General features: G+C 55.2%; 14 protein-coding genes. All 14 read left to right on the top strand.

Going from position 1 to position 17163, the window contains the following annotated elements; genetic code table 11:
- The first annotated feature begins 128 nt into the window (after positions 1 to 128).
- The 14 genes from leuC (at position 129) to purF (ending at position 17140) form a co-directional block, all read left to right on the top strand.
- Positions 129 to 1544 carry a 3-isopropylmalate dehydratase large subunit gene (gene leuC, locus AC2IBB_RS21970; RefSeq protein WP_486328877.1) on the top strand — a complete coding sequence of 472 codons (1416 nt, stop codon included), beginning with the start codon at positions 129 to 131 and terminating at the stop codon, positions 1542 to 1544.
- 10 nt (positions 1545 to 1554) lie between these two features.
- Positions 1555 to 2205 carry a 3-isopropylmalate dehydratase small subunit gene (gene leuD / locus AC2IBB_RS21965; RefSeq protein ID WP_486328876.1) on the top strand — a complete coding sequence of 217 codons (651 nt, stop codon included), beginning with the start codon at positions 1555 to 1557 and terminating at the stop codon, positions 2203 to 2205.
- Positions 2206 to 2261: 56 nt separating this feature from the next.
- Positions 2262 to 3344, top strand: coding sequence for a 3-isopropylmalate dehydrogenase (gene leuB, locus AC2IBB_RS21960; protein WP_486328875.1), 1083 nt, complete (start codon positions 2262 to 2264; stop codon positions 3342 to 3344).
- Between the two features lie 105 nt (positions 3345 to 3449).
- On the top strand, positions 3450 to 4565 hold the full coding sequence (asd, locus tag AC2IBB_RS21955; RefSeq protein ID WP_216735808.1) for an aspartate-semialdehyde dehydrogenase: 1116 nt from the start codon (positions 3450 to 3452) through the stop codon (positions 4563 to 4565).
- Positions 4566 to 5108: 543 nt separating this feature from the next.
- The gene (locus AC2IBB_RS21950) at positions 5109 to 8147 is read left to right on the top strand and encodes a motility hub landmark protein FimV (protein WP_486328874.1); all 3039 of its coding nucleotides are present in this window, start codon (positions 5109 to 5111) and stop codon (positions 8145 to 8147) included.
- A gap of 47 nt (positions 8148 to 8194) precedes the next feature.
- Positions 8195 to 9046, top strand: a complete 852-nt coding sequence (truA, locus tag AC2IBB_RS21945; protein WP_486328873.1) for a tRNA pseudouridine(38-40) synthase TruA — start codon at positions 8195 to 8197, stop codon at positions 9044 to 9046.
- Between the two features lie 122 nt (positions 9047 to 9168).
- Positions 9169 to 9810, top strand: coding sequence for a phosphoribosylanthranilate isomerase (locus tag AC2IBB_RS21940; protein ID WP_486328872.1), 642 nt, complete (start codon positions 9169 to 9171; stop codon positions 9808 to 9810).
- A complete protein-coding gene (gene trpB, locus AC2IBB_RS21935; RefSeq protein WP_486328871.1) occupies positions 9794 to 11014 on the top strand; it encodes a tryptophan synthase subunit beta in 1221 nt (406 codons plus the stop codon). Before AC2IBB_RS21940 ends, trpB begins: the two co-directional genes overlap by 17 nt.
- 12 nt (positions 11015 to 11026) lie before the next feature.
- Positions 11027 to 11830 carry a tryptophan synthase subunit alpha gene (trpA, locus tag AC2IBB_RS21930; RefSeq protein ID WP_486328870.1) on the top strand — a complete coding sequence of 268 codons (804 nt, stop codon included), beginning with the start codon at positions 11027 to 11029 and terminating at the stop codon, positions 11828 to 11830.
- A 20-nt stretch (positions 11831 to 11850) separates the two neighbouring features.
- On the top strand, positions 11851 to 12783 hold the full coding sequence (gene accD / locus AC2IBB_RS21925; RefSeq protein WP_486328869.1) for an acetyl-CoA carboxylase, carboxyltransferase subunit beta: 933 nt from the start codon (positions 11851 to 11853) through the stop codon (positions 12781 to 12783).
- Positions 12784 to 12827: 44 nt separating this feature from the next.
- Complete coding sequence (gene folC / locus AC2IBB_RS21920) at positions 12828 to 14120, top strand: bifunctional tetrahydrofolate synthase/dihydrofolate synthase (protein ID WP_486328868.1); 1293 nt, start codon at positions 12828 to 12830, stop codon at positions 14118 to 14120.
- Positions 14121 to 14196: 76 nt separating this feature from the next.
- Positions 14197 to 14988, top strand: coding sequence for an SPOR domain-containing protein (locus tag AC2IBB_RS21915; protein ID WP_486328867.1), 792 nt, complete (start codon positions 14197 to 14199; stop codon positions 14986 to 14988).
- A 98-nt stretch (positions 14989 to 15086) separates the two neighbouring features.
- A complete protein-coding gene (locus tag AC2IBB_RS21910; RefSeq protein WP_011396317.1) occupies positions 15087 to 15575 on the top strand; it encodes a CvpA family protein in 489 nt (162 codons plus the stop codon).
- 44 nt (positions 15576 to 15619) lie between these two features.
- Complete coding sequence (gene purF / locus AC2IBB_RS21905; protein ID WP_486328866.1) at positions 15620 to 17140, top strand: amidophosphoribosyltransferase; 1521 nt, start codon at positions 15620 to 15622, stop codon at positions 17138 to 17140.
- Positions 17141 to 17163 lie beyond the last annotated feature (23 nt).

Below are 17163 nucleotides of genomic sequence, written 5' to 3'. Positions count from 1 at the left end.
GATACATGTCGCCCCATGACGTCGTTATCAACGGATGAGCGTGGAAGAGGCGACCCGGACGCGGATCAAGACGCAACAAAGTCCGGATAACAAATTCAAAAAGCGATGAATACTCTGAGGTAACTATCATGGCGGGCAAAACCCTCTACGACAAATTATGGGATTCCCATGTAGTGAAACAGCGCGACGACGGCAGCGCGCTTATCTATATCGATCGTCAATTACTGCACGAAGTTACCTCGCCCCAGGCGTTTGAAGGATTGCGTCTGGCGGGCAGAAAGCCCTGGCGTGTGGACGCCAACCTGGCGACGCCGGATCACAATGTTCCCACTACGGAACGCAGCGCTGGCGTACAGGGCATCGAAGACCCCATCTCTCGTATCCAGGTGCAGACGCTGGACGAGAACTGCGAAGAGTTCGGCATCGTTGAGTTCAAGATGCTGGATAAGCGTCAGGGCATCGTGCACGTCATTGGGCCGGAGCAGGGCGCGACCCTGCCAGGCATGACTATCGTCTGCGGCGATTCTCACACCTCGACCCACGGCGCTTTCGCTGCATTGGCCCATGGCATCGGCACCTCGGAAGTGGAGCATGTGCTGGCCACCCAGTGTCTGGTGCAAAAGAAAATGAAAAACCTGCTGATCAAAGTGAATGGTCAGTTGTCTCGCGGCGTCACCGCAAAAGACGTGATTTTGGCGATTATCGGTGTAATCGGCACGGCCGGCGGCACCGGCTACGCGATGGAGTTTGCAGGCGAGGCGATAGAAAGCCTGTCGATGGAAGGACGTATGACTATCTGCAACATGGCCATTGAAGCGGGCGCGCGCGCCGGACTGGTGGCGGTGGACGACAAGACCATCGAATATGTGAAGGGCCGTCCCTACAGCCCCAAGGGGGATTTGTGGGACAAAGCCGTCGCAGCATGGTGCGACTTGAAAAGCGACTCCGACGCCGTATTCGATAAAGTCGTTGAATTGAACGGCGCTGACATTGAGCCGCAAGTAACTTGGGGCACTTCCCCGGAAATGGTCGCTGGCGTCAACAGCAGCGTTCCCGATCCGGAAAAGGCGGAAGACGCCACCGCCAAAGAAGGCATCAGCCGCGCATTAAAATATATGGGCTTGCAAGCTGGCGCTGCGATTACTGACATCAAACTGGATCGCGTCTTTATCGGCTCCTGCACTAACTCGCGAATTGAAGACCTGCGCGAAGCTGCAGCGGTCGTCAAAGGCCGCAAGGTCGCCGCCAATGTCAAACAGGCGTTAGTGGTGCCAGGCTCTGGACTGGTGAAAGAGCAGGCGGAGCAGGAAGGCCTGGATAAAATCTTTATCGAAGCGGGTCTCGAATGGCGCGAACCTGGATGCTCCATGTGTCTGGCCATGAATGCGGATAAGTTGGGGCAGGGCGAGCACTGCGCGTCCACCTCCAACCGTAATTTCGAAGGCCGTCAGGGCTTTGGCGGTCGCACCCACTTGGTCAGTCCCGCTATGGCCGCCGCTGCGGCGGTGTTCGGTCATTTTGTTGATGTCAGAGAGCTGATTTAAGGAGCGCCCCATGAAGAAATTTACTCAGGTCACAGGTGTGGCGGCGCCCATTGATCGCGCCAATGTCGACACCGATATGATCATTCCGAAGCAGTTTTTGAAATCCATTAAACGTTCCGGCTTCGGTCCGAATCTGTTTGACGAATTGCGTTATCTGGATGAGGGGCAGCCCGATGCGGATTGCAGCAAGCGTCCGATCAACCCGGATTTCGTGTTGAATCAACCCCGTTATCAGGGCGCGAGCATCATGCTGGCCCGACGTAACTTCGGCTGCGGGTCCAGTCGCGAACATGCCCCTTGGGCGCTGGACGACTACGGATTTCGCGCCGTGATTGCGCCCAGCTTTGCAGATATTTTCTTCAATAACTGTTTCAAAAACGGGTTGTTGCCTATTGTTTTGGAAGAAAAAGAAGTTGATAAGCTGTTTGAAGAAACTTTCGCTCAGGAAGGTTATCAGCTGACCGTGGATTTGGAGCGTAAGAAAGTCATTAAGCCAGACGGAACTGAATTGTCATTCGACGTGGATGAATTCAGACAGCATTGCTTATTGAAAGGACTGGACGAAATTGGCGTCACATTGGAAGACAGAGAGGCGATTGCTGCTTATGAAGCGCGCCGTAAGGCCGAGGCGCCTTGGATGTTTTTAGGCGTGCAGTCCTAGTCGACGACCGCTCCATATTTACGGAAAGACATTAAAACAAACTCCAGAGATTGAACATGGCGAAACAAGTACTGATTTTACCTGGCGATGGTATTGGGCCAGAGATTGTGGCGCAGGCGCGCAATGTATTGGATGTGGTGAACAACAAGTTTTCCCTGGGCCTGACTTTCACTGAAGGTCTGGTGGGCGGCGCGGCCATTGACGCCACCGGCGTTCCTTTGCCGGAAGAGACGCTGGCCGCTGCGAAGGCGGCGGATGCAATTCTGCTGGGCGCAGTGGGTGGACCCAAATGGGATAAACTGGACATGGCGATTCGCCCTGAGAAAGGATTGCTGGGTCTGCGTAGCGGACTGGAGCTGTTCGCCAACCTGCGCCCCGCCATTCTGTATCCGCAGTTGGCGGAAGCATCCTCGCTGCGTCCGGAAGTGGTCGCCGGCCTGGATATTCTTATCGTGCGCGAGCTGACCGGCGGCATCTATTTCGGTAAGCCCCGTGGCGTTCGCACGCTGGAAAACGGCGAACGCGAGGGTTACAACACTTATGTTTATAGAGAGAGCGAGATTCGCCGCATCGGTCGCGTGGCCTTTGAAGCGGCGCAGAAGCGCAATAAGCGTCTGTGTTCCGTGGACAAGGCCAACGTACTGGAAGTCACTGTGCTATGGCGCGAAGTGATGGACGAGCTGGCGAAGGAATATCCGGATGTGGAATTGAGCCATATGTACGTGGACAACGCGGCTATGCAACTGGTGCGCGCGCCGAAGCAGTTTGACGTGATCGTCACCGGCAACATGTTCGGAGACATCCTGTCTGACGAAGCCGCCATGCTGACCGGCTCCATCGGCATGCTGCCATCCGCGTCGCTCAATGCGGCGGGTAAAGGCATGTACGAGCCTTGTCACGGCTCGGCTCCAGATATCGCGGGACAGAACATGGCCAACCCCCTGGCGACTATTCTTTCAGCAGCTATGATGCTACGCTATTCTCTCGCTGCGGAAGACGCGGCGGCGGCGATTGAGCAAGCAGTCAGCGACGTGCTGGACCAGGGTTTAAGAACCCGCGACATCGCCGGCTCCAGCGGGGAGTCCGTTTCAACTCAGGCAATGGGCGAAGCCGTGGCGAGGGTCCTGGCGGATCGCTGACCTGCCAGGCTGTACGCATACATCTGAATCAGGGGAGCCGCCAATTCTCGGGGCTTTCCCGGTCCGTCAGCATCATTCATCGAACGCATAGAGGTCTTGAAGCAAATGAAGAAAGTGGGTCTGGTAGGATGGCGGGGCATGGTAGGCTCCGTTTTGATGCAGCGCATGCAAGAAGAGAATGATTTCGCGCACATCGATCCGATATTCTTCACCACATCCCAGGTTGGTCAGGCGGCGCCTGACTTTGGCAAACCAGCCCCAGCGTTGAAAGACGCCACCTCCATTCAAGACCTGAGTGAAATGGACATTATTATTTCCTGCCAGGGCGGGGATTACACCAATGACGTGTATCCGCAATTGCGCGCCGCTGGCTGGAATGGCTACTGGATCGACGCCGCTTCCGCATTGCGTATGAAAGACGATGCGGTCATCGTGCTGGATCCGGTTAACCGTAAAGTTATCGATCGCGCGATTGACCAGGGACGTAAGGACTTCATAGGCGGTAACTGTACCGTCAGCTTGATGTTGCTGGCTCTGGGCGGCCTGTTTGAGCAAGATCTGGTTGAGTGGGTCAGCCCGATGACCTATCAGGCGGCTTCTGGCGCCGGCGCGCAGAACATGCGCGAACTGATCAGACAAATGGGCTCCGTTTACGACAGCGTTTCTGCTGAACTGGCCGACCCCGCCAGCTCCATTCTGGAAATCGATCGTCTGGTGGCGGAAAGAATGCGCGGCGGCGAATTCCCTGTGGATCAGTTTGGCGTGCCGTTGGCCGGCAGCCTGATTCCCTGGATCGACAAGCCTATGCCGTCCGGTCAGAGCAAGGAAGAATGGAAAGCGCAGGCGGAAGCCAACAAAATTCTGGGCAGAGAAGGGGCCCCGATTCCTATCGATGGCCTCTGCGTACGTATCGGCGCCATGCGTTGCCACAGCCAGGCGATGACGATCAAGCTGCGCAAGGATGTTCCTCTGCCGGAAATCGAGCAGATGCTGGCGACGTCCAACGATTGGGCGAAGGTGATTCCCAACGATCGCGATATCTCAATGCGTGAGTTGACGCCAGCGCGGGTAAATGGCGGCCTGGATATTCCAGTCGGCCGTTTGCGCAAGCTGAGCATGGGGCCAGAGTATCTGGGCGCATTCACTGTCGGCGATCAGTTATTGTGGGGCGCAGCCGAGCCGTTACGTCGCACGCTGGCGATTTTGCTGGGTAATATCTGATCTCAGGAGTTTGCGACGGCGCCGGTTTTTTGACGCAATCGGCGCCGTTAGAACTGGAAAAATCTGCATTCGTCGTTACAATACCGTCAAGTGAAAAGGCTTACTCCGATTCGCTTGCGCGGTATTCCCGCCTGACTCGGACGGAGTTATCAGTTTCCGAATAACTACCTCCGCCTTTGTTGCTCATTTCCATCTCTGGTCTAAATTTAACTGTGTGATGGCCGATATGGCTTTTGGGCGCAAGCGCTTATGATGCATTATCCGTTTCCGGATCTGGGGAAGTGGTTGATCTGCATGCAAATTGATCAACCAGGCGGCCTTGTATTAAAAATCATCCGTTTGGCCGTTTTGAATAGGCCTAATTTCTTGTAAAAATGCAGGACCTAATTAATACTTAGTAGCAATATTGAAAGTTTATTCTAAACATTCTCAATCAACTGAGATTTTTAACGACATTTGACGCCGTCAGATAACCTCGGGCGGCGCCGGAAGCATCGGCGCGCCACCTGATGAGGTGAAGAATTAATAGAAAGGAAAGACGCTATGGTTCGCAAACTCGCGATTGCAGTATTAACAATGTCCGCGCTTTCATCGGGGGTGGCTAAGGCGCTAGGGTTAGGCGAAGCAAAAGTTTATTCATCGCTCAATCAGCCGCTGAATGCGGAAATCGAGCTGATCAGCGTTCGCGATCTTACTGAGAGCGAAATTTTGACGAATCTGGCTACCCGGGAAGCATTCCAGCGCGCCAACCTGGACCGGGTGTATTTCCTTTCGGATTTGCGCTTCAAAGTGTTATTCAAAGACGGAAAGGCCTTTGTCCGGGTGACCAGCTCCAAACCGGTGCGCGAGCCTTACCTGAATTTCCTGATGGAAGTGACCTGGCCCAGTGGAAGGCTGTTGCGAGAGTATGCGCTTCTAATCGATCCGCCTACGTTTGGCAGTGAAAGCTCTAAGCCTGCGCAGGTTGCGCCAGCCAGAACCACCACCGCCAGCACGCCTGCCGCCACAACGCGCCCCTCCACATCGACCACCACTACCAGATCCACCGCTCCTTCCTCCTCGTCCACTTATGATGCGCCTTCTACTTCAGGCTCATATGGACCGACAGGCGGCGATGACACGCTATGGGAGATTGCGCTGAAAACCCGTCCGGACAGCAGCGTGTCTCCACAGCAGATGATGCTGGCGATTCAAGACTTGAATCCTGAGGCTTTCTTCGACGGCAATATCAACAAGCTGAAATCTGGTCAGGTATTGCGTATTCCCGACAAGGAGCAGATTCAGCAGCGCAGTAATCGCGATGCGGTGCGTGAAGTCAGTCTGCAAAACCGTGAGTTTGCGGAAGGGCGCGCGCCTTCCACCCGTCAGGTTGATGCGTCGGGAACAGGTCGCTCTCAAACCGGCTCTGCGGCGTCACAAACCGATGAAGACAAGTTGAGAATTATTGTCGCCAAAACGGGCGAGAATGCTTCCACGACTCCTGAGAAAGCGGGCGAATCCACTGGTTCGCGCGGCGGCACTTCGAAAACCGCGGAAGAGTTGAGCCTGGCTCAAGAGAAGCTGGATCAGGTTTCCCGTGAAAATGAAGACCTGAAGAGTCGAATGGAAGATCTGCAAAGTCAGTTGGAGACGATGCAGCGTCTGGTGTCGCTGAAAGATGATCAATTGGCGGCGCTACAGTCTAAAGCGGGCGAAACCGGCGGCGATACCACTGCGCCGACACTTCCTGAAGAGCCTGTTATGCCCGGCGACGAAGGCATGACGCCAGGGGAAGAGCCTGTGACGCCAAGCGATCCGTCCATGGGGCTTGGCGAAGAGCCATCCACAATCGGCGAAGAAACGCCAATGTCCCCTGGAATGGACTCGCCGGAAGATCAGACAGGCATGAGTTCGCCAGAGACGCCAGAGCCTGTTGCGCCAGTCACTCCGACCGAGCCTGAACAACCTCCGGTAGTCGTGGATAAGAAGCCTCCTGTAACGCCAGCGGTCACTGAGCCGACTCCACAGCCTGAACCAGAAAGCTGGATCGACCTCATCAAGAACAACGTTATTTACCAGGCGGCTATTGGAGGCGGCGCAGTTCTGTTGCTGCTGATCCTTTGGTTGCTGGCCCGTCGTGGTGGTAAAAAGGAAGCGGAAGCGGATGATGGCGCTCTGGATATCGCAGATCACGACAATCTGGCGCTGGACTTGGACATCGACGCGGAAGAAGGCGAGGGCGAAACCAAAGTTGGCGGCGATGATCCTATTGCGGAAGCGGACGTGTATATCGCGTATCAGCGTTTCGATCAGGCGGTGCAGGTGCTTGACTCCGCTCTGGAAGAGAATCCCAACAATCAGGAATATCGCCTGAAGTTGTTGGAAGTGCTTGGCGAAGCCAAAGAAGGCGCCCGCTTTAATGAAACTTATAACCACCTGCGCGAGGCCGGCAATACAGCTATTGTGAACCGCGCGGATGAAATCAAATCCCGTTTCTCCGACCTTGATGACGAGCCAGGTTTGTCCTTGGACGATCTGGAAAGCCAGTTGCTGGGCGGTGATGATTTCGCCTCTTCAACTGCGGAAGAAGACGAACTGGATTTGGATCTGGACGCTAATCTGGATGCGACGATTCCCAGTCAGCCTGCCGCACTGAGCGAACCGGAAGAGCTGGAGTCCGTCGAAGAAGCCGAAGATAACCTGGATATCGACTTTGACCTGAGCGAAATCGATCTGGGTGAAACTGACAAGGAAGAGGTTGAAGAATCGAAATCTTCCTCCGGTTATGACAAAGGCATTGATTACGTTTCCAGCAAAGCCCCTGCTGAGGAAGAATCCCTGGAGGACGCTTTCGAGACAGCGGATGACACTCTCGAGTCATTGGAGAATGAAGGCTTTGACTTGGCGGATGCGGAAGAGCTGGAGTCTGAGTTCGAATTGGATACCGTCGGGCTGGACGATGATCTGGAAACGCTGGATCTGGAGAGTGACCTCAGTGACGAGCTGCTGGATATGGATGCGCCCGCTGAAAGCGATGAGCTGGACGAAACCCTTGATCTGGATATGAATCTGGAAGAGGAAGAGCCTTCTCTGGATCTGGATGATAGCGATCTGGACTTGTCACTCGACGAGCAGGCTGAAGAAAACAAAGACTTCACCGGTGCTGAGCTGTCCAGCGATGTGGCGGAGGAGTTCGTGCAACAGGTTGATGATCTGGAGGATGAGCTGCCAGATCTGGCTTCTTTGGAAGATGAGCCCAAAGAGGATGTCGCCGCCGAGCTGGATACTGACCTTGACTTTAATCTGGATGATGACTTTGGCGACAAAACCATCGTGCAGCCGCAAGAGCCCGCGCCAAGTGTAGCGGCGGAATCGAAACCCGCAGCCAAAGAAGGCATGCAGGACGAGTTCGTGGAAGAGCTGGAAGAAGACTTCAACTTCCTCTCCGACACTGACGAAGCCGCCACTAAACTGGATCTGGCCAGAGCCTACATCGACATGGGCGACCGTGAAGGGGCCCGTGACATCCTGGAAGAGGTTGTCGAAGAAGGCAACAACGATCAGAAGCAGGAAGCCGCTTCCTTGCTGAAGAGACTTGCATAATTCCGCTACTTTTAAATAATGCTGCCCTCTAGTATTGAGGGCGGCTTATGAATCCAACCAGTTCGAACCAGTCATTGTACCCACTTTCCAACGACCTCTTGCCGGATACCGGGCGCGTTGCGCTGGTGTTGGGCTATGACGGCTCCCGTTATCACGGCTGGCAGGCGCAGAACTCCGGCGTACCCTCCGTGCAGGCGGAAGTAGAGGCCGCTTTATCAAAAGTCGCAGATCATCCCGTTAGTGTCGTGTGCGCGGGACGCACCGACGCCGGCGTTCATGCGGTGAACCAGGTGGTCCATTTCGAGACGAAGGCGTTGCGCAGCCCGTATTCCTGGGCGATGGGCGTCAATCACTTTTTGCCGGCGGATGTATCCGTGAGCTGGGCGGGCGCGGTGTCAGAGGACTTTCATGCCCGTTACACCGCGACCTCACGCAGCTATCGCTACATTATCTACAACCATCCGATCCGCCCCGCGTGGCTTAATAGCAACGTTACCTGGAACTACCGTCCTCTGGATGTGGAAAGTATGGCCGCCGCCGGCGCGCATCTGACCGGCGAGAATGACTTCAGCGCATTCCGCGGTTCCGACTGTCAATCCAAGACGCCTTTTCGCAATCTGACCCGTCTTGAAGTGAGCAGGGTCGGCGACATGGTTGTGATAGAAGTGGAGGCGAACGCGTTTTTACACCACATGGTGCGCAACATTTCAGGCACCTTAATGGCGGTGGGGGCAGGCAAGAAGCCGTCGGACTGGGTCGCGGACGTGCTGGCTTCCAGAGAGCGCTCAAAAGCCGGGGTGACCGCGCCGCCTTTTGGGTTATACCTGACCTCTGTCACCTATCCGGAGGAGTTTGCGATTCCCTCATTGCGGAAAGGGCCGTTTTTTCTCGGCGCCTGATTTCCTCGATTTCCCGAAGCCGCTTTAACTCGCTATAATCCCAAGCCTGTTATGCGCCGCCGAATCGCTGACTTGAACTTTTCCGGAAAAACGAAGAACAGCATAAAAAAGGAAGAGATAAAATGAATGCCCGCAACAAGCGCGTTCGCTGCAAAATCTGCGGCATCCTCGAGCTGGAGCATGCGCTGGCGGTCTCCGACGCCGGCGGCGACGCAATTGGATTTGTTTTTTATCCGCCCAGCCCCCGATACATTGACCCCGCTGCCGCCAGTCGCATTATCGCCCAGCTGCCTCCCTTTATTTCTACTGTTGGTCTCTTCGTCAATCATAGCGCGGAGCAGGTGAGGGAGATTTTGAGTGTCGTCCCTCTCAATGTGCTGCAGTTTCACGGCGATGAAGATAACGACTTTTGCCGCAGCTTCTCCCGTCCTTTCTACAAGGCGATTGGCGTGGGGGAGAACACGGACGTCGTTGCGGAATCCGCTAAGTATCCAGATGCGGCGGCCTTACTATTTGACACCCATGACCCGCAATTACGCGGCGGCACCGGAAGAGTGTTCGACTGGTCCCGCATTTGTCATGAGCTGGGCAAACCGGTGATTCTCGCCGGTGGCCTGAATCCGTCCAATGTAGCGGAAGCTATTCGCACTGTCAGGCCCTACGCCGTTGATGTCAGCGGTGGCGTCGAAGCGAGCAAGGGCGTGAAGAGCATTGAATTAATCCAGGAATTTATAGGTGAGGTATATCGTGAGTACGAGGTTTGACGCTGAAACGCTGGCCAATATTCCGGACCATCGCGGCCACTTCGGTCATTACGGCGGCCGATTCGTATCCGAGACGCTCATGTCTTCGCTGTTGGAGCTGGAGCAGCATTACGAAAAACTGCGTATCGACCCCAAATTTCAAGAAGAGTTCGACGCGGATCTGGCCGACTACGTAGGTCGTCCTTCTCCGTTGTATTTTGCTGAGCGTCTAACCAGGCAGGTTGGCGGCGCCAAGATTTATCTGAAGCGGGAAGATCTCAATCACACCGGCGCCCACAAGGTAAACAACACCATCGGTCAGGCGTTGCTGGCGAAATACCTCGGTAAGCCGCGCATCATCGCCGAAACCGGCGCAGGCCAGCACGGCGTCGCCACGGCCACCGTCGCCGCCCGTCTGGGGCTGAAATGCGTGGTCTATATGGGTGAAGAGGATGTGCATAGACAGTCTTTGAATGTCTACCGCATGAAACTATTGGGCGCTGAAGTGCGCCCGGTCACCAGCGGCACTAAGACCCTCAAGGATGCGATGAACGAAGCCTTGCGGGATTGGGTGACCTACGTCGACGACACTTTCTACATCATCGGTACGGTGGCGGGCCCGCACCCATATCCCAAGCTGGTGCGGGAATTCCAGTCCATTATTGGTCGTGAAGCGCGCCTGCAATGCATGGAAAAAGAAGGGCGTCTCCCGGATGCATTAGTAGCCTGCGTGGGCGGCGGCTCCAACGCCATTGGCTTGTTTTACCCCTTTATCGCGGACGAGCAGATCAAAATGTACGGCGTGGAAGCCGGCGGGCTTGGTTTGGAGACCGGGCGGCACGCGGCGCCGCTTTGCGCGGGTCGTCCCGGCGTATTGCATGGCAACCGCACCTATTTGATGGAAGATGAAAATGGCCAGATTTCCGCAACGCATTCTATATCCGCAGGTCTCGATTATCCGGGTGTTGGTCCTGAGCATGCCTGGCTCAAAGACATCAAACGCGCGGATTATGTTTCTGCGACAGATGAAGAAGCGCTGCGCGCCTTCCATACTCTGACTCGGGTGGAAGGCATCATGCCGGCGCTGGAGTCCAGCCATGCGGTGGCGTACGCCATGAAGCTGGCCAAGACCATGGAAAAAGACCAGATCATCATCGTCAACCTGTCCGGGCGCGGCGATAAAGACATCCATACTGTGGCCAAGCTTGACGGAATTGAATTTTAAAAAGGGTGTGACATGAGTCGAATTAAGCAATGCCTGGAGACGTTGAAGGCGAACAACAAAACCGCGTTGATTCCCTATGTGACCGCGGGCGATCCCGCGCCGCAGCACACGGTGGACATCATGCACGCCTTGGTTGAATCGGGCGCTGACATTATTGAGTTGGGCGTGCCATTTTCCGATCCCATGGCGGACGGCCCCGTGATTCAGCTGGCCTGTGAACGCGCGCTGGAGCATGGGACTTCCCTGAGAATGGTGTTGGGCATGGTGGAGGAGTTCCGCAAGACCAACACTGAGACGCCTGTCGTATTGATGGGATATTTGAATCCGGTGGAAGCCATGGGTGTACATCCATTCACCGACGCCGCCAAAGCGGCGGGAGTGGATGGCGTATTGATCGTGGACTTGCCGCCGGAAGAAGCGGACTTGGCGGCGCCGCACCTGAAAAGGGCGGGATTGGATGTGATCTTTCTGATTGCGCCAACCACTACCGAGGACCGTATCGCCGCCGCAGCGAAGTTCGGCAGCGGTTATCTATACTATGTGTCGCTGAAAGGGGTGACAGGCTCCAACGCTCTGGACGTCGACGATGTAGAGAGGCATGTCAGCGCTATCAAGGCTCTGACCGAAATGCCTGTCGGCGTGGGCTTTGGCATCAAAGACGCGGCCACGGCGAAAGCAGTGTCGGCAGTATCCGATGGTGTAATTGTCGGTAGCGCACTTGTGAATACAATAGCGACTAATGCTGAAAATCCGGAGCAGATGCGCGCCAAGGTAAAAGAGCTGCTTAGCTCCATGCGCGCCGCGATGGACGAATAAACAAGTGAGTAGGGTTTAATATGAGTAACTGGTTAGAAAAAATTATTCCGGGAATGGGGGGAGCTCAGTCCAAGCACAAGAGTAACGTTCCCGAAGGCTTGTGGAAAAAGTGCCCTAAGTGCAGCGCCGTACTCTATCGCCCTGAACTGGAAAAAAACCTGGATGTGTGCCCCAAATGTCAGCACCACATGCGCATATCCGCACGCAGACGTATCGACATCTTCCTGGACGGCGCGGACAGAGTGGAGATTGCTCCTGAACTGGAACCGGCGGATCGTCTGAAGTTCAAAGACACCAAGCGTTACAAAGACCGCTTGGTCAGCAATCAGAAGGCGACGGGTGAGAAAGACGCACTGGTGGCCTTCAAGGGAACTGTCGCTGGGGTGCCGGTTGCGGCGGTGGCGTTTGAGTTCAACTTCCTGGGCGGCTCCATGGGCGCTGTCGTAGGCGAGAAATTTGTTCGCGCCGTGAACGTCTGTCTGGAAGAGAACCGAGCTCTGATCTGCTTCTCCGCCAGTGGCGGCGCGCGTATGCAAGAAGCGCTGATTTCTCTGATGCAGATGGCGAAAACCGCAGCGGCGCTGGAAGTGATGAAACAGCGTGGCCTGCCTTATATCTCGGTGATGACCGACCCCGTGTTCGGCGGCGTATCCGCCAGTCTCGCCATGCTGGGCGACCTGAATGTGGCGGAGCCCAATGCGTTGATTGGCTTCGCCGGTCCTCGCGTTATTGAGCAGACTGTGCGTGAAAAGTTGCCCGAAGGCTTCCAGCGCAGTGAGTTCCTGCTGGAGCACGGGGCACTGGATATGATTCTTTCCCGTAATCAATTGCGTCGCAGGCTGTCCATGCTCATCTCCAAGATGATGAAGTTGCCAGAGCCTGAGTTTGAAAACGAAGAAGATCTTGAAGAAGAGGAAATGGAAATACCGGAACCGCCAGAAAACCTGGAATAAGCCGGTCTTAGCCTGATATCGGATCTCAAAGCGTAGATAAGAATATGGAACCTCGAAGACTGTCTGACTGGCTTGACTATGTGTCGCAACTGCATAGTCAAGTCATTGAAATGGGCCTGGATCGCGTCAATGACGTGTTTCGTCGATTGTGTCGCAACGCCAGACTGGCGAAGACCGTAGTCACTATTGCCGGAACTAATGGCAAAGGCTCTACGCTGGCTGCAGTGGAAGCGCTTGCTCTTGCTGCGGGTAAAACTGTCGGCGCCTATACGTCGCCGCATATTTTGCATTTTAACGAGCGCGTGCGCATCAATGGCGTTGATGTCAGCGATGAGGCGCTTGAAGGGGCGTTCGCCGCCGTGGAAACGGCACGCGGTCAAACGGCGTTGACCTATTTCGAGTTCACCACATTAGTGGGCTTTTATCTGTTTCTGCAGTCCAAACTGGATGTGGTTCTTTTGGAGGTCGGTCTGGGCGGACGTCTGGACGCGGTGAACATTGTTGATCCAGACCTTGCGGTGATCACCAGCGTGGATCTGGATCATCAGGAATGGCTGGGCGACTCCCGTGAAGATATCGGTCGTGAGAAGGCGGGTATTCTGAGGCCGGGCATTCCACTTGTCATTGCGGAAGAAGCTCCGCCGACCAGTGTGGTGGATGTGGCTGGAAAACTGGGGTGCGCAACCTTCATCTGGCGTCAGGATTATACGCTCGAACGCGCTGGCGAAGCGTCGCAAACCCTGCAATGGCGTGGTCGTCGCAAACATGCGGACGTCGCTATTGGCGGGCTGATCGATAACGGCCTGCCTATGGCCAATATGGCGGCGGCGATGCAGGCGGCGATGCTATTGGATTTTTCGCTGTCAGAGTCGCAAGTCGCGGCGGCGATTGCCGGAGTCAAAGTCCCGGGGCGCTTTCAACGGTTGAGCCGTGAGCCGGAGATATACGCGGATGTAGGGCATAACCCCCACGCCGCCCGCTACCTCAAGCAATGGCTGGGCGGATTGCCGATTAAAAAGCCGCAGGTAGCGGTATTTTCAGCGCTGAAAGATAAAGACGTGGCGGGCATCGTAAAAGAGCTCGCCGGCGTATTCGATCGCTGGATTGTTTTTCCTCTCAATGTGGACCGGGCCATGCCGCTGGCGCAGCTGGCGGAACTGGTCGAGCAGAACCAGTCCGCGCCGCTGCAAACTTGTGACTCCCTGCAGGAGTGTCTGGCCAGGGCGACATCCGAAGCGGGTGCGGATGGGCGCATTGTCGCCTTTGGTTCTTTTTTCACCGTGGCGGAAATTTTTCAAAACGGTATGATGGGAGCCGATGAGGGAGACGGCCGCTAAACGGATCGTCTCCATAGTCTTTTAATCCATTTGGTTTTTCCATCATGATTTTTATTTACAGTCTCAGGGTTTCTCTATGGATGGATTAAAGCAGCGTATTGTCGGCGCTATTGTGCTGGTGTCTCTGGCGGTCATATTTCTGCCGATGTTGTTCGATAACGCTCAACAGGAAAAGACGTCCCAGATCATTATTATCCCCGATAAACCGGAAACGCCCAACTTTACTATTGAGGAAGCGCAAGCGCCGCAGTTGAGTTCAGGCGAGGCTGGCGCCGCTACGCCAACACAGCCGGCTACAACACAGACAAGCGACGCAGTGGCGAATGAAACCTCTCGCATTTCCGGCTCCGCAGAAGAGATCGCTCAGGAAGCGGCTACAGCGGAGATGCATCAAATGAGTGAATCCAAGCCTGCGACTTCTGAGCCGGAGCCAGCTCCAGAAAAAGTCGTGGAGGCGAAACCTGAATCTAAACCCCAGCCTGAATCTAAACCTCAGTCTGAACCTAAACCTGCGGTGAAAGTGGAAGAAAAGCCGGCGACCGTCGCTGCGGCCACACCCAGCGTCAAGAGCGAGACCAAGGAAGCGCCTAAAGATTACAGTCTGGATAAAGACAAATCTCCCGCCGCCTGGTCGATCCAGATTGGCACATTCAAGAATCGCGACAGCGCCCTGAAAATCCGCAATGAATTACATGACGACGGCCACCCTGCATTTACTCAGGAATACCGCAGTTCAGAGGGCGAGAATCTGGTCAGAGTCTTCGCCGGGCCGGTTATGGAGCGCACTCAGGCGGATAAGCTCAAGGGCCAGGTGGATAAGCGCTACAAGGTCAATTCTCTCGTCGTGCAATATCGCCCCGGACAATAGTCCGCCGCGACAAAGCATTAGTTTTTCTGCCCCCGCCTTTTTGCTAGAATGATGCGCCCCCGAAGTACGGGGGCCAATTACGCTATTTCCAGGATGCTATGATGATTTGGGCCGATTGGGTCATTATTGGAATTATTGGTTTATCCACGGTAGTCAGCCTGGTCAGAGGCTTCGTCAAAGAAGCGCTTTCTCTGGTTACCTGGGTTCTCGCATTTATTGTGGCGCGCATGTTTTATGTGCATTTGGCCACGCTGCTGGAAGGGCTCATCTCCGTTCCTTCCGTCAGGCTGATCGCAGCCTTTGTCATACTTTTCATCGTAACGCTCATTATCGGTGCGTTGCTGAACCATTTGATTTCCGCATTGGTGAAGTCCACAGGCCTGTCCGGTACCGATCGTACCCTGGGCATGGCGTTTGGAATGATCCGGGGCGTGGTGTTGGTTGTCGTTGTCGTGGCGCTGTTGCGACTGACTCCCGTCGTACAGGACCCCTGGTGGTCGGAATCGACGTTAATTCCCCATTTTGAAAAGCTGGAAGCTTGGTCGCGGTCGGTTTTCGGCGATCCCATAGCGTCTATGCTTACATAAACCGCTTAATTTTTGCGCGAGATTCAAAGACGAGGTAACCATACATGTGCGGTATTGTTGGTATTGTGGGTAAAGCGAATGTTAATCAGGACCTTTACGACGCACTCACCGTGTTACAACACCGGGGCCAGGACGCCGCGGGAATCGTTACCTTCCAGGATGACCGCTTTTTCCTGAGAAAGGACAACGGTCTTGTGCGCGACGTGTTCCGCACCCGTCATATGATGCGTCTGGTCGGCAGCGTGGGCATTGGCCATGTTCGCTATCCCACGGCGGGCTCCTCCAGTTCTGCGGAAGCCCAGCCTTTCTATGTGAACTCGCCTTACGGCATCACGCTGGCCCACAACGGCAACCTCACCAATGCGGAAGAGTTGGCTCGCGATATCTTTCGCACCGACCTGCGTCACGTTAACACCAGTTCCGACTCTGAAGTGCTTCTGAATATCTTCGCTCATGAGCTGCAGAAGCTGGGCAAACTGGTGCCGGAAAAAGACGACGTCTTTGCGGCGGTCAAAGCCGTTCACAAGCGCGTGAAGGGCGCCTACGCCGTTATCGCCATGATTACAGGTTACGGTATTGTCGCGTTCCGTGATCCCAATGGCATTCGACCCGCTTGCTTTGGTAAACGTGAGACCGCTAAAGGTCCTGAATACATGATCGCGTCCGAAAGCGTGGCGCTCAGCGCGCTGGGCTTCGAGTTGCAGCGCGACATCGCCCCAGGTGAAGCGGTTTATATCGAAACCGACGGCAGTCTGCACACGCAGCAATGCGCGGAGAATCCAAAGCTGAATCCCTGTATTTTCGAATACGTGTACTTCGCGAGACCCGACTCCATCATGGACGGCATTTCCGTCTATAAGGCGCGTTTGCGCATGGGAGATCATCTGGCGGAGAAGATTCATCGTTTGCGACCAGATCATGACATCGATGTGGTGATGCCGATTCCCGACACCAGTCGCACCTCCGCCATGCAAATGGCGTTGAGCCTGGGAGTGAAATACCGGGAAGGCTTTATCAAGAACCGCTACATCGGCCGTACCTTTATCATGCCGGGCCAAAACCAGCGCAAGAAATCCGTGCGTCAGAAGCTGAATCCGATCGCGCTGGAATTCCGCGGCAAAAACGTGCTGCTGGTGGATGATTCCATCGTACGCGGCACCACCTGTCGCGAAATTGTACAGATGGCGCGGGACGCCGGCGCCAAGAAAGTCTACTTCGCTTCAGCGGCGCCGGCGGTGCGCTATCCCAACGTATACGGCATCGACATGCCTTCCGCCAACGAACTGATCGCCCACGGCCGCACGCCGGAAGAAGTGCAAGAGTTAATCGGCGCCGACTGGCTGGTGTATCAGGACCTGGAAGACTTGGTGTCTTGCGCTTTGGAAGGCAATCCCAACATTGAGAAGTTCGACTGTTCCGTGTTCAACGGCGATTATGTGACTGGCGATGTGAATGAGGAGTACCTTCAGAGACTGGAGGCCATTCGCAATGATAACAGTAAGTCCAAGCGCGAACAGGAGTTAATGTTGGCGCAAGCGCCGCTGGACCTGCATAACGATGACTGATCGCCTGCGACAGATTTAATCGC

The organism is Hahella sp. NS-SX17, from assembly GCF_057367735.1.
Note: the sequence above shows the minus strand (reverse complement) of the source record. Positions and strands in the feature narration are given on the sequence as shown.